At 73.2% G+C, this 13,206-nt stretch carries 10 protein-coding genes; 7 read left to right on the forward strand and 3 right to left on the reverse strand.

From position 1 onward, the window contains the following. Nucleotides 1-321: 321 nt before the first annotated feature. Nucleotides 322-2,139, reverse strand: coding sequence for an SGNH/GDSL hydrolase family protein (locus ACFV9T_RS35780; protein WP_385446694.1), 1,818 nt, complete (start codon nt 2,137-2,139; stop codon nt 322-324). 154 nt (nt 2,140-2,293) lie between these two features. Between ACFV9T_RS35780 and ACFV9T_RS35785 the strand changes: the two genes are divergently transcribed. From ACFV9T_RS35785 to ACFV9T_RS35805, 5 genes are all read left to right on the forward strand, one after another. Next, complete coding sequence (locus tag ACFV9T_RS35785; RefSeq protein ID WP_385446695.1) at nt 2,294-2,734, forward strand: DUF6278 family protein; 441 nt, start codon at nt 2,294-2,296, stop codon at nt 2,732-2,734. A gap of 84 nt (nt 2,735-2,818) precedes the next feature. Beyond that, nucleotides 2,819-3,565 carry an amino acid ABC transporter ATP-binding protein gene (locus ACFV9T_RS35790; protein WP_385446696.1) on the forward strand — a complete coding sequence of 249 codons (747 nt, stop codon included), beginning with the start codon at nt 2,819-2,821 and terminating at the stop codon, nt 3,563-3,565. Between the two features lie 17 nt (nt 3,566-3,582). Beyond that, nucleotides 3,583-4,500: a glutamate ABC transporter substrate-binding protein gene (locus tag ACFV9T_RS35795; RefSeq protein ID WP_385446697.1), complete on the forward strand. Its 918-nt coding sequence runs from the start codon at nt 3,583-3,585 to the stop codon at nt 4,498-4,500. A 10-nt stretch (nt 4,501-4,510) separates the two neighbouring features. Beyond that, nucleotides 4,511-5,155, forward strand: coding sequence for an amino acid ABC transporter permease (locus ACFV9T_RS35800; RefSeq protein WP_385446698.1), 645 nt, complete (start codon nt 4,511-4,513; stop codon nt 5,153-5,155). After that, nucleotides 5,152-6,018 (forward strand): amino acid ABC transporter permease, encoded by an 867-nt coding sequence (locus tag ACFV9T_RS35805; RefSeq protein ID WP_385446699.1) that lies wholly within the window; start codon nt 5,152-5,154, stop codon nt 6,016-6,018. The genes ACFV9T_RS35800 and ACFV9T_RS35805 overlap by 4 nt, the downstream gene beginning before the upstream one ends. 10 nt (nt 6,019-6,028) lie before the next feature. Here the strand turns inward: ACFV9T_RS35805 and ACFV9T_RS35810 are convergent, their stop codons facing one another. Continuing rightward, on the reverse strand, nt 6,029-7,618 hold the full coding sequence (locus ACFV9T_RS35810; protein ID WP_385446700.1) for an alpha/beta fold hydrolase: 1,590 nt from the start codon (nt 7,616-7,618) through the stop codon (nt 6,029-6,031). Between the two features lie 173 nt (nt 7,619-7,791). Next, nucleotides 7,792-8,544, reverse strand: coding sequence for a hypothetical protein (locus ACFV9T_RS35815; protein ID WP_385446701.1), 753 nt, complete (start codon nt 8,542-8,544; stop codon nt 7,792-7,794). Nucleotides 8,545-8,846: 302 nt separating this feature from the next. Between ACFV9T_RS35815 and ggt the strand changes: the two genes are divergently transcribed. Both ggt and ACFV9T_RS35825 read left to right on the forward strand, forming a co-directional pair. After that, nucleotides 8,847-10,619 (forward strand): gamma-glutamyltransferase, encoded by a 1,773-nt coding sequence (ggt, locus tag ACFV9T_RS35820; RefSeq protein WP_385446735.1) that lies wholly within the window; start codon nt 8,847-8,849, stop codon nt 10,617-10,619. Between the two features lie 1,610 nt (nt 10,620-12,229). After that, nucleotides 12,230-13,048 carry a hypothetical protein gene (locus ACFV9T_RS35825; protein WP_385446702.1) on the forward strand — a complete coding sequence of 273 codons (819 nt, stop codon included), beginning with the start codon at nt 12,230-12,232 and terminating at the stop codon, nt 13,046-13,048. Nucleotides 13,049-13,206 lie beyond the last annotated feature (158 nt).

Consider the following 13,206-nt stretch of genomic DNA (forward strand, 5'->3'; position numbering starts at 1 on the left):
GGGTTTGGGGGCGAAGCCCCCACGGGGGCCCGGGGGCGGAGCCTCCGGTTTCGGGAAGGGGCGGGGTGGGGGAAGGCCCCCTCAGCCCACCAGCGCCACCACCGGGGGACGAAGCCCCCGCCGGATGGCCCCTAGCCGGGTTCGGCGCACGCCGGGTCGGGGCCCATGGGCCGGGGTTCGGGGGCGAAGCCTCCACGGGGGCCCGGGGGCGGAGCCTCCGGTTTCGGGGAGGGGCGGGGTGGGGAAGTGCCCCTCTCAGCCCACCAGCGCGCCGCCTAGCCCCGCACGCCCCGCCCGGGTTCGGGGCGCCGGGGCCGGGGATCAGTGTGCGGTCAGGGAGCGTAGGGGGATCGCTTCTGCCATGGCCTGCAGGCCCGCGTCTCCCGGGTGCAGGTGATCGCCGCTGTCGTAGGCCGGGAGGATCCGGGAGGGGCGCGCCGGGTCGCGGACGACCGCGTCGAAGTCCAGGACCGCGTCGAACGCCCCACCGCTGTCGCGGATGAAGGCGTTCACCACGGAACGCCGCGCATCCGCGTCGGCGGTGCACAACGCCTCGCCCTCGCAGGGCGTGATCGTCCCGCCGACGACCCGCAACCCCCGTGCGTGCGCCCGCGCCGCGAGACCCTTCAACCCCGCGATGACGGACTCGGCAGACGTGCCCCACCGCAGATCGTTGATGCCCTGGAAGACGACGACCGTACGGGCCGAGGTCTGGGCCAGGGCGTCCCGCTCCAGGCGGCTGCCCGCGCTCACCCCGCTGGTGACCGTACTGACCCCGTCGCCCGGGTAGACGTCCGTGACCACGCGGTTGGCGGAGATGCCGCTGTTGACGACGCCGTACGCGGGCACGCCCGCCCCCGGCGCGCGCAGCCGACGGGCGAGGACGTCGGGCCAGCGCCGGTTGGCGTCCATCGTGGACTTGGTGCCGTCGGTGATGGAGTCGCCGAGCGCCACCACCGACCCCGGCCCGCCCCGCACGTCGACCCCGGTGAGGAACGGCCACGTCGTGAGGGTGCCGGTGTACGCCTCGCCGCCCGCCTCGCCCGTGCGGTCACCACTGCCCGGCGCGCTCAGAAACGAACGCTGCGTGGCCTGCGTGTGCACCGGCACCGCGGCGACCGGCCCGGGAAGGTGAATGCTGACCAAAAGGTTCGTGTCCGCCGGTACGTCGAAGTTCACGGGGTCGCTGAAGACCTGCGCGCCCGCCGGGATCGACGTACCGGCCCGCCCCCGGAAGGTCAGCGGCACCGGAGTGCCGTGCGCCGCCGCGCCCTTCGACTGGAGGGCGACCGTGGCGTGGCCGATGTCGACGGGCGCGGCGGCGAAGGTGTTCTCCAGCCGCACCCGCGCCCCCGGCCCGCCCGCGCTGGTGTGCACGACGAGCCGCAGTGTCTGGTCGGTCCACGGCCCGACCTTGGTGTAACCGGCGGTGCTCGCCGCCCAGCTGCCGGTCCAGCCCCGCGCGGGCTGCCGCAGCGAGGCGGCGAAGACGTGCAGATCGGCCCCCGGACCGGGGTCCTTCGGCAGGGTCACCGACGCGACCTCCCGGTCGCCGCGCAGGGGAACCGTCACCGCGTACAGCCGGGCCGCCTCCTGCCGCTGCCCGTCGGCGGTGTTGAGGTGGGGGAGGCCGACCGCCTTGGTGGCGGCGGGGCCCGCGCGCCAGTCGGGCGCGCTCAGGGTGTACGTACCGGACGAACCGTCCCGGTAGCGGACCCGGCCGGTGCCGCTCGCCCCGGCGCCGGGGCCGCCCGGCGAACTGCTCGCCACCAGGAAGGTGAGCGCGTCGCCGCGCCCCCGCAGCCGGACCTTCTGCCCATCCGCGATCACGTTGTCCGGCTGGCGCCCCGCGCTCCGCGGCCACGTGAGCCGCGCCGCGTCGAGGGCGATGGCGCGCCCGGGCGTCCAGCCCGCGGCGCGCAGGTCCTGCGCGGAGAGGGAGTTGCCCGCTCCGTCGAAGTCCGCCGTGCCCGGCGCCGCGTCGTCGCCGACCGCCCGGTTGTCGAAAAGCCGCTCCAGAGGGAGCGGCTTCGTGGTGGTGGGGCCTTGGGCCACCGAGGGTGCGGCCGGTGCGAGGAGTACGAGGGCGGCACCTCCCGCGACGATCCCGGCCACCGACCATGGTCTGCCGACGCGCATATGTGTCCCCTCTCGTAACCGACCCGACCGGCGATTCGACAGGTGCATGGCGAACGTAGGAAGTCGGCCGGGTGTCGTCAAGACAAGCAACGGGTCACGGAGCCCACCGCGCGCCCTGTGGTGCGCCCGTGCGCTTGGTGCGACGCTGAGCTGTATGAACATCCCCTTCCTGGACAACTGGCGCAAGCGGCATGGTGCGGCCTCCGGTACGGCGCTGGTGAGCGCCCAGGAGGCGGACCCCCAGGGCGTGGCGCAACTCCTCTCCGAATGCGAACTGCTGCGCGCCCGGGCCGAACAGGCGGGCATCGGGCTCGACGACTCGGCCGGATCGCTGGAGGCGCTGGACCAACTGGTCCCGCGCTGGCGCGACGACCCGGAGGAGTTGCCCTGGCTCGGTAACGACGCCGGGCTCTATCTGGGCACGGTCATCATCCGCACCGTCCCGGGCGCCGTCTGGCAGGTGTGGCCCAACGGCCGCCCCGTGGTCCGGCTCGGCTCCGGCCGGGAGGTCGACGTGGTCGAGGCGGGCCACCAATGGGCCGCCGACGGCGCCCCCGAGCTGTCCCAGCTGTACGCGGAGGTCTCGGAGGCGTAGAACGCCATCACCTAACGGGCGTCATCCGCCCCTCGGTGCGTGTCCTGGCCGAAATGCCGCTTTCGTGCGGATAGTTTGCGCGGTATGCCCGTTGGTGAACCGTTGATCGAGCTGCGCAACGTCAACAAATACTTCGGCGCGCTGCACGTCCTCCAGGACATCGACCTCACCGTCGGCCGCGGGGAAGTGGTCGTGGTCATCGGACCGTCCGGGTCCGGGAAGTCCACGCTGTGCCGGACGATCAACCGGCTGGAGACCATCCAGTCCGGCTCGATCGTCGTGGACGGACGGCCGCTTCCGGAGGAGGGGAAGGAACTCGCGCGGCTGCGGGCCGAAGTGGGGATGGTCTTCCAGTCGTTCAATCTGTTCGCCCACCGGACCGTGCTGGACAACGTGATGCTCGGCCAGGTGAAGGTCCGTAAGCGCGGCAAGGCGGAGGCCGCCCGGCGCGCCCGGGAGCTGCTGGACCGGGTGGGGCTCGCGGACCAGGCGGACAAGTACCCTGCCCAGCTCTCCGGCGGCCAGCAGCAGCGCGTGGCGATCGCCCGGGCGCTGGCGATGGACCCGAAGGTGATGCTCTTCGACGAGCCGACCTCGGCGCTCGACCCGGAGATGATCAACGAGGTGCTGGAGGTCATGCGGCAGCTCGCCAGCGACGGGATGACGATGACCGTGGTCACCCATGAGATGGGCTTCGCCCGCTACGCCGCGAACCGCGTGGTCTTCATGGCCGACGGCCGCATCGTGGAGGACCGCAGCCCGGAGGCGTTCTTCAAGGCGCCGGAGTCCGACCGGGCCAAGGATTTCCTCTCCAAGATCCTCAAGCACTGAGCCGGGCGATGACGCACATGACGCACATGACGCACATGAGGCGCACCCTGACCGCCGTCCTCGCGCTGCTCCTCGCGCTCACCGGAACCGGCTGCGGCAAGGAGGGCAGTCCGCCCGCCAAGGGCCCGAAGGCCGAGCAGCTGCCGCGCTACACGGTGGCCACCGACTTCCGGCTCCCGTCCTCGCCCACCTGGCGCAAGGCCAAGCGGCGCGGCTATCTGAACGTCGGGGTCAAGGAGGACCAGCCGTACCTGGGCGAGAAGGATCCGGCCACCGGCCGCTACTCCGGCTTCGACATCGAGATCGCCAAGATGATGGCGGCCTCCCTCGGCTTCCCGCCCCGGAGCATCCGGTTCCGGGCCGTCGCCTCCGCCAACCGGGAAACCGCGCTCCAGAACGGCCAGATCGACTACTACGTCGGCACCTACACCATGAATCCGCTGCGCAAGCGGCTCGTCGGCTTCGCCGGTCCGTACTACATGGCCGGTCAGGCGCTGCTGGTCCGCACCGATACGGACGACATCCACGGCCCCGCCGACCTGGCGGGCAAGACGGTCTGCTCGGCGGCCGGTTCCACCCCGCTGCAGCGCATCCAGCACGACTACCCCAAGGCCCACGCGGTCGCGTACGACAACTACTCGGTGTGCGTCGACAACCTGCTCAGCTACCAGGTCGACGCGGTCACCACGGACAACGTGATCCTGCTCGGCTACGCGGCCAAGGCCCCCGAGGAGCTGAAGGTCGTGGGCAAGCCCTTCTCCAAGGAGCCCTACGGCATCGGCGTCCCCAGGCGGGACAACGCGCTGCGCTTCGCGCTGGACGACGCCATCGAGGCCCACGAGCGCAACGGCGACTGGAGACGCGCGTACAACGCGACCCTCGGCCTCTCCGGTGTGCCCGCCCCGAAACCCCCCGCCGTCGACCGCTACCACTGAGGTCCGAGCCATGGACGTCCTCACCGACAACTTCTCGCTCTACGGCCGGGGCCTGCTCGGCACCGTCGAGCTGACCGTCTACGCCTCGCTGCTCGCCCTCGCGCTCGGCGTCCTGATGGCCGCCTTCCGGGTCGCGCCGGTCGCGAGCCTGCGCGCCTTCGGCACCGCCTGGGTGGCGGTGCTGCGCAACACCCCGCTGACGCTGCTGTTCTTCGCGGTGATGCTGGGGCTGCCGCGCTTCGGGCTGATCCTGCCGTTCACGGCCTTCGCGGTGCTCGCGCTCGGCTGCTACACCTCGGCGTTCATCTGCGAGGCGGTGCGCTCGGGCATCAACACGGTGCCGGTCGGGCAGGGCGAGGCCGCCCGCAGCCTGGGCATGACGTTCGAGCAGACGCTCGGGGCGGTGGTGCTGCCGCAGGCGTTCCGCGCCGTCATCCCGCCGGTCGGCTCGACACTGATCGCGCTCGCCAAGAACTCCGCCATCGCCGGGTCGTTCAGCGTCACCGAACTGCTCGGCACGTACAAGCCGCTCAATGAGATGGGCTACAGCATCATCTGGTCCTTCGTCTGGATCGCCGTCGGCTATCTGCTCGTGACCCTGACCATCAGCGCGATCTTCACCGTGCTGGAGAAGCGCTGGGGAGTGCCGCGTTGACCGCCACCGCCGTTCTCTACGACGCCCCCGGGCCCCGTACCGTCCGCCGTCACCGCCTCTACGGGGTGATCGCCACGCTGGTGCTGCTGGCCCTGATCGCCTGGGTGATCTATCTCCTTGTCGACACGGGTCAGTTCGCGTACCGGAAGTGGATGCCCTTCGAGTACGTGGGCATCCAGGAGCTGCTGCTGCGCGGGCTGGCCAACACGCTCAAGGCGTTCGGGCTCGCCGCCGTCCTCTCGCTGGCGCTGGGCGGGGTGCTGGCCGCCGGGCGGCTGTCGGATCACCGCCCGGTGCGCTGGCTGGCCACGCTGGTCGTGGAGTTCTTCCGCGCGATGCCCGTGCTGGTGATGATCTTCTTCGTCTTCGTGGCGCTCAAGGTGCAGCCGCTGCCCGCCCTGGTCACCGGGCTGACCCTCTACAACGGCTCGGTGCTCGCCGAGGTGTTCCGCGCGGGCGTGGCGGCGGTGGACCGGGGGCAGCGGGAGGCGGCGTACTCGCTGGGGCTGCGCAAGACGCAGGTCATGGCGTACGTCCTGGTGCCGCAGGGGGTACGGGCGATGCTGCCCGCGATCATCAGCCAGCTGGTGGTGGCCCTGAAGGACACCTCGCTCGGCTTCCTCATCACCTACGAGGAGTTCCTGCACGCGGGCAAGCTCATCGCGTCCAACCTGGACTACGACCTGCCGTTCATCCCCGTCGTGATGGTCATCTCGCCGGTCTACATCGGGATGTGCATGCTGCTGTCGTGGTGCGCGAACTGGGTGGCCAAGCGGCAGCGGCGCAGTGTGAAGACGGAGAAGGTGCACGTGGCGCTGCCCGGCCCGGCCGCGCCGCTGCCGGGCGACACCCGCGGTACTTAGTCCCTGGTTCCTAGTCGCGCACCGGGACCGACAGATACGAGGGGTCGGCCGCCGGGGAGGAGAACGTGAGGTGGGCGCCGTCCGGGTTGTGCTCGATGTAGAGCGGGTCGACGGTGTCGACCACCAGCGCGAGCCGGTGCCCGGCCGGGACGTCGTACGCCGTCGAGAACAGGTCCAGGTCGACCGGGAACGGCCTGCCGGGGGTGCGGTCGTGGAAGGTGACGGGCGCGTTGGTGATGAGCTTGCCGACGCCGAGCGGGCCCACGTCGTAGAGGTAGGCGACCGCGGTGCCGTCGGGCTTGTCGCTGGTGAGGGTGGTGTGGAGCTTCACCGTGCCGCGCACGCGCTGCTGGGTCGCGTACGTACCGGTCTGCCAGACGGCGGCGTACGAGCGCGGCAGCAGCGGGATCGAGGCGAGCGGCGGGAGCTTCAGGAACTGGTCGAGCGCGCCGCTGAGCATGACGGTTCCGGCGTTGGCGCCCGAGTCGTGGTTCGCGGTGACGGTCTCGGCCTTGTCGAGCGCGACCCGGCGCCGCTCCGAGGGCACGGCGGACCAGCTGGCGTAGCCCTCGTAGCCGCCGCCGGTACGGGACATGAGCTGCACCGGCCGCTCGCTGTCGATGCCGTTGCGCTCGCCCTTGAGGTAGCGGTCGAGCCAGCGCTTGCTGTGCTCCCAGGTGTCGTTCGGCAGCCCGAAGAGCCCGCCGAACTCGGCGGTCGCGTGGTCGCCCGGCCGGAACTCCAGCCGCTTGGGGCCGGTGAGCTTGTCGTAGAAGTCGGCGTAGCTGTTGGGCGGGAAGATGGAGTCGCCCCAGGCGTTGCCCAGCATGATGGCCGCGCCATTGGCGTTGATCTTGTCGAGGTAGGTGGCCGCCGAGCGCTTGGCGCCCCACTCGATCATCTCCGGTTCCTTGGCCAGGTTGGAGCCGAGGAAGTCCTTCATGATCTGCTGGAATTCATCGCTGGGGCGGCCGGTGAGCGCCCCGGCGCCGCCGAGCAGCCCGGCGGCCTGGGCGTGCTGGGTGCGGCCGCTGTAGATGGACGCGATCAGATCCGCCCAGCCGCTCATCGAGACAACCGCCTTGACGCGCTTGTCGAAACCGGCGGCGAGCAGGCTGATCCCAGCGCCGTACGACACGCCCGCCATGCCGATGTGGTCGGGGTCGGCGGCGGTGTTGGCCAGCGCCCAGTCGATGACTTTCGACGCGTCGGCGACATCGGGTGGCCCGGCCGTCTCGATCCGGCCGCCGGACTGCCAGAAGCCGCGGGTGTTGTAACTGACCACGACATAGCCGGAGTCGGCGAGCTTCTTGGCCTGCGCGAGGTATTCGATCTGCGGCATGGACCAGCTGGTGGGCAGCACGACGAGGGGGTGGCGGCGCGAGGTGTCCGCCGGGGCGACGACGTTGGCGGCCAGCGTGACGCCGCCGTCGCCCGGGATGTCGACGAACCGTACGGAGGTGTCGGCGGCCGTAGCCGTGGGTGGCGCGGTGGGGGCGGCCGTGGCGGCGGGGGCGAGGACGAAGGTCGCACCGGCCAGGACGGTTGCCGAAAGGGAGGCAGCGGCGGTCGTACGCAGCGCTCGGCGGGCAGGGGTCACTGTGGCTCCAGACGTGGGGATGCCGTGGGGGGCGGGGGAGCACCGGTGCGGGGCTAAGTGACCTGACGGTAACTCCGCGCCTTACCGCTGGTAATAGGGCGGTAAGTTACGCCTGGGTAACGATGCGGGCGTAGCGGGCCCGTGCATCGTCCGCGATGCGATATCCCCCCGGCTCAGCCCTCCTTGAGGAGCGACTTCGTGGACGCCCGGCCGCCTCCCGTGGTGGCCGCCTTGGTGACGTCCGCGACCAGCTCGACCACATCCGGGCCGTACGCCTGCGAGTTGACCACCTTCAGCAGCAGACAGAACGAGCCCTGCGAGCCGTATTTGCGGGCCAGCTTGGCGCGGTTGCGCACCAGGTGGCGTACGGCGGCGCGGTGGGTGACCGGGCGCTGCCCGGAGGCCAGGAAGACGGGACGGCCGCCGTCGCCCGCCGTCAGCCGCGCCACGAGTACGTGTTCCAGCTCGCCGGGCTCCGGGCGGTATTCGGTGCCGCCGATGGTGAAGGCGCCCCGGTTCACGCCGGACTCGTCGCCCGGGTCCACGCTCACGCCCGGCAGCAGGTTCGCCATGTGCGCGGCCAGGCGGCGGTGCGCGATCGGATCGCCGACGCAGAACTCGGTGCGCGCGCCGAAGCCCTGCAGCCCGGTGTCGTGCGGGGCCACCTCGGCGTGCGCCCCGCAGTTCTCCACGACGGAGGCGAGCCCGAGCAGCGCGAGGGCGTCATGGCGGGGGATGGACCAGTGCGCCGAGGTGCTGTCCCGGTGGGTGACCAGAACGCATTCCGAGCCGTCCGGCAGGCCGAAGAAGCGCTGCTCGCGGGCGCGCCCCCGGCGCCGGGCCGCCGCGTGCACGGCCCAGCCGAGCGCCAGCCCCACGATCAGGGCCGCTCCGGAAGCGATCAGGTCCTGCACGGTGTCAGTCATGGCCGCGCATCGTAGCTGCCATACGGGTGGGTGTTCGAGCGAATCCCAAAGGGGCACTCAAGGGGGCGCGCGAGCTGCTACTCAAGGTGCCGTTACAGAGCCACTCCGGGGGTACTCCAGCGGCGCTCCGGGATCACTCGCCCTCTGTCGTGAGCATGAGCGTCGCCGGTAGGCTCCCGCTCTCTGCCGTTCGCCAGGAGGTCCGGATGGGGCACGCCGCACGACCAGCCGCAGCAACCAGCAGCGCCACGGCCCGGGGAGCCGTCCGGCACCGGCTGCCCGCGCTCGCCGCCGCGGCCGGGATGGTCGCCGTGCTCGGCGTCGCCCCGGCCGGTGCGCACGCGGCCCCCTCGGGTGCTGGCACCCCCGCCAAGACGCCGGTGGCCACCGGCTACGGCGGCGCGGTCTCCAGTGTCGACCCGGACGCCTCGGCGGCCGGGATCGACGTGCTGCGGCGCGGCGGCAACGCGGTCGACGCGGCGGTGGCGACGGCGGCCGCGCTCGGGGTCACCGAGCCGTACTCGGCGGGCGTCGGCGGCGGCGGATACTTCGTCTACTACAACGCCAAGCGGCACACCGTCTCCACGCTCGACGGCCGCGAGACCGCCCCGCTCAGCGCGGACAAGGACCTCTTCCTGGACGACCAGGGCAAGCCGCTGCCGTTCGCCGACGCCGTCACCAGCGGGCTCAGCGTCGGCACCCCCGGCACCCCGGCCACCTGGCGGGACGCGCTCCGCGCCTGGGGCACCGAATCGCTCGCCCAGGTGCTGAGGCCCGCCGAGCGGCTGGCCCGCGACGGCTTCACCGTCGACAAGACCTTCCGCCAGCAGACCGCCGACAACGAGGACCGCTTCAAGGACTTCCCGGCCTCCGCCAAGCTGTTCCTGCCCGGCGGAAAGCTCCCGGTTGTCGGCTCGACGCTCCGTAACCCCGACCTCGCCCGCACCTACGCCCTGCTCGCCAAGAAGGGCGTCGGCGCGATCTACAAGGGCGAGGTGGGCCGCGACATCGTCTCCACGGTGCGCAAGCCCCCCGTCGATCCGGAGGCGCGGCGCACCGTGCACCCCGGCGATCTGCGCGCCGAGGACCTGCGGGAGTACGAGGCGAAGCGGCAGGCCCCGACCCGTACGTCCTACCGGGGCCTGGACGTGTACGGCATGGCACCCTCGTCCTCCGGCGGCACCAGCGTCGCCGAGGCGCTGAACATCCTGGAGCGCACCGATCTCTCCAAGCTCGGCGAGCGCGAGTATCTGCACCGCTTCATCGAGGCCTCCCGCATAGCGTTCGCCGACCGGGGCCGCTGGGTCGGCGACCCGTCCGCCGAGAACGTGCCGACCAAGGCGCTCACCTCGCAGCGGTACGCCGACTCCAGGGCCTGCCTCATCAAGCCCGACGCGGTGCTCAAGAGCCCGCTCGCCCCCGGCGACCCGACCGACCCGGGCGCCCCCGGCTCCTGCGACACGCGCGGCCGCGCCGCCCCGACCACGTACGAGGGCGAGAGCACCACGCACCTGACGACCGCCGACAAGTGGGGCAACGTCGTCGCGTACACCCTCACCATCGAGCAGACCGGCGGCAGCGGCATCACCGTCCCCGGCCGGGGCTTCCTGCTCAACAACGAGCTGACCGACTTCTCCTTCGCGCCCGCCGACCCCGCCGTCCACGACCCGAACCTGCCGGGTCCGGGCAAGCGGCCGCGCTCGTCCATGTCGCCGACCATCGTCCTCGACGGCCACAAGCCGGTGCTGGCGCTCGGCTCGCCCGGCGGCGCCACGATCATCACCACCGTGCTGCAGACCCTGCTGAACCATGTCGACCGGGGCATGCCGCTGGTCGACGCGATCGCCGCACCGCGCGCCAGCCAGCGCAACGCCGCCCAGACCGAGCTGGAGCCCGGGCTCTGGAACAGCCCGGAGCGGGCCCGTCTTGAGGCGCTGGGCCACGCCTTCAAGCAGAACCCCGAGATCGGGGCCGCGACCGGCGTCCAGCGGCTCGGCGACGGCCGGTGGCTGGCCGCCGCCGAGACGGAGCGGCGGGGCGGCGGCGCGGCGATGGTGGTGAGGCCGACGCGCTGATCGCCGGGCCCGCTTCACACTTCCCGCTTCCCACAGGAACCTCACAAGGTTGCCTGTCGTGTACGAATCCGGAAATCTACTCGTAGCGCATCAGTATCCAGGTCCGTAGCATGCGGGTGTCGAACGCGGGGGTGGCGATGGCGGGCAGGCAACTCCCGGCGGCGATCGAGGAGTTCGCGAGCTATCTGCGTGCGTTGACACGGCGGATCGACCCGGACACGGGCTGGTACGCCGTCTTCGCGCAACGCGACCCGGAGGGGCTGCGGGCCTGTCTGGACGGCGAGGAGATCCCGCCGTGGGACGTCGTCCAGGCGCTCCTCCAGGACCTCTCCGCTCAGCGTGGCGCCCAGACGGCGAACGTGGCGGCGGCCCGCGCGGCCACCCTGTACCGCGCCTCGATCACCGTCCACGACGCGGCCCCCGGCACCCGCGAGGCGCTCCGCGCCCGCCTGGCCGCGATGCACCGCGAACGGACCGCCGCCGCCGACCGCGAACGCGAGCTGCAGGCGGCCCAGCGCGCCGGTGCCGACGCCACGACGGATGGCGAGCCCCTGGACGCGGCCCTGGCCTGGGCCCAGGACGACCACCACCGCGCCACGGCCCGCTGCGAAGAACTGACCGCCCGCCTGGAAGCCCTCCCCGGGGCCGCGACCCCACCGCCCCCGGGCACGCCACCAGGCCCCGGCCCGGGGCGCCCGGCGGCGGACGCTGCCCCTGCCAGGGAGCCCGCCGGTGCCCCGCCCGGGCCCTGGCCCGGCCCGGAGCCGGGGCGACGGCCGATGGCAGGCGCGGATCCCGCCGCACGACCTGCGGGCGCCGCGCCCGGCGAGGCGCCCGGGTCGGGGCGGCGCCCGGCGGGGGGTGCAGATCCCGCCGCAAGGCCCGCTGGCACCCGGCCCGGTCCTGGCCCGGCACCGTGGCCGGTAGCGGGTGCAGAACCCGCCACAGGGTCTGCGGGCGCCGGGTCGGGGCCCTGGTCCGGCCCGGCGCGACAGCCGGGGGACCGTTCGGATCCCGCCGTGGGGCCTGCGGGGGGCGCGCCTGGGTCGTGGCCCGGGGTGGTGTCCGGTGCGGGGCGGGGGCCGGTGGCGGGTGCTGATCCGGCCGGGACTGCGGGTGCCCCGCCCGGTGCGGAGTCTGGGGCGGCGCCCGGTCCGGCGCGGCGACCCGTGGCGGGCACAGGGTCTGCGGGCGCCCCGCCCGGGCCGTGGTCCGGCCCGGGGCCCGGGTCGGCGCCTGGCCCGGATCAGTGGTCGGGGGCGGGCGCCGCCCCTGCCGGAGGGTCCGGGGACGCCTCGCCCGGCTCGGTGCCCGGCCCGGCACCGTGGCCGGTGGTGGGCCCGGACCTCGCCGCGCGGTCTGCGACCACCCCGTCTGCATCGGGGCCCGGCCCGGCACGGGGACCCGTGGCGGGGACAGGCCCCGCTGGCCCGGCGTCCGGATCGGCGTCTGGCCAAGATCGGTGGCCGGGGGCGGATGCGGACTCCGCCACAGGTCCCGCGGGTGGCGCGCCCCGGGCGGATCCTGGCGGTGGGCCCGCAGGCGCGCCATCCAGACCGGCGCCCGGGCCCGCGTCCGGAGCCGGGCGGGCGTCCTGGATGGCGGGTGGGTTGCAGGATCCCTCGATCGCGGGGCTTGCTGGGCGGTCCCAGACGGATCGGTCGCCGTCGCAGGCGGATGGGGCGCCGCCCCCTCGGCCTCGAGGGGCTCGGTTCGCCGCGGCGTACGACGACGCCCCGGGCCCGGCCGCCGAGGCGGCGCCACCCTCGCGGCCGCGCGGGGCGCGGTTCGCGGGGGCGGAGGCCGCGCCCGCGAAGAGTCGGTGGGGCGGGGGGCGGAAGCGGGGGCGGGAGGCGGAGCTGCGGGCTCGGGCCAGTGAGCAGCAGGAGCTGGCCGAGGCCCGGCGGGCGGCCGCCGGGGCCGTGACGCGGCTGGGGCGGCTGCGGGCGGAGGGCCGCAGCGGGGAGGCGCACGCCGTGCTGTGCGAGACGGCCGTCTGGCCCGCCGGACGGCTGCCGGTGCTGGCGGGGGAGCTGGAGCGGGCGGGGCTCGGGGCCGACGTGGCCACGCTGCTGTGGGAGATGGCCTGCCTGCCGCCCGAGCCGCTCGCCGCCGCCGCGCAAGCGCTGATCGCGGCGGGCCGCGAGCCCGACGGGGAGCGGCTGCTGCGGCAGAGCGTCGCGCGGCCCCTGCCCGAGGTGGCACAGACGGCGCTCGCGCTGCTGGGGAGCGCCGCGCACAGCGAGGTGGCGTTGCTGCTGACGGCGCTCATACGGGCCCGTACGCCCGCCGAGGTGGCCGAGGCGGCGGCCGAGGACCCGGGGGCGCTGGTGCCCCTGCTCCTGGACGCGGCGGGCTCGGTGTCCGCGGGCAGTCAGCACGATCTCGCCCATGCCTTCCGTGTGGCAGGGATACAGCACACCAGCTGAAGGCCCACCGGCTCAAGGTCCCGATTAAGCGCGACATCACACGAAATGTGATCGTCTTCGTTGAGTAACGGCGGCGGTATTGCCAGAGTGGTGAGTGCGCTTCTACGTTCTTCACCACAGCGAGACTCTACGTGCGTAGACACAGGCTGACGACGGGG

The sequence above is a fragment of the Streptomyces sp. NPDC059850 genome, assembly GCF_042731515.1.
GTDB lineage: Bacteria > Actinomycetota > Actinomycetes > Streptomycetales > Streptomycetaceae > Streptomyces.

Excerpts from the sequence above, each read along its gene's own strand:
- ggt (WP_385446735.1), top strand. The coding sequence starts at position 8,847 with ATGGTCGCCGTGCTCGGCGTCGCCCCGGCCGGTGCGCACGCGGCCCCC.
- ACFV9T_RS35815 (WP_385446701.1), bottom strand. The coding sequence starts at position 8,544 with ATGACTGACACCGTGCAGGACCTGATCGCTTCCGGAGCGGCCCTGATC.
- ACFV9T_RS35780 (WP_385446694.1), bottom strand. The coding sequence starts at position 2,139 with ATGCGCGTCGGCAGACCATGGTCGGTGGCCGGGATCGTCGCGGGAGGT.
- ACFV9T_RS35800 (WP_385446698.1), top strand. The coding sequence starts at position 4,511 with ATGGACGTCCTCACCGACAACTTCTCGCTCTACGGCCGGGGCCTGCTC.
- ACFV9T_RS35795 (WP_385446697.1), top strand. The coding sequence starts at position 3,583 with ATGACGCACATGACGCACATGAGGCGCACCCTGACCGCCGTCCTCGCG.
- ACFV9T_RS35790 (WP_385446696.1), top strand. The coding sequence starts at position 2,819 with ATGCCCGTTGGTGAACCGTTGATCGAGCTGCGCAACGTCAACAAATAC.
- ACFV9T_RS35785 (WP_385446695.1), top strand. The coding sequence starts at position 2,294 with ATGAACATCCCCTTCCTGGACAACTGGCGCAAGCGGCATGGTGCGGCC.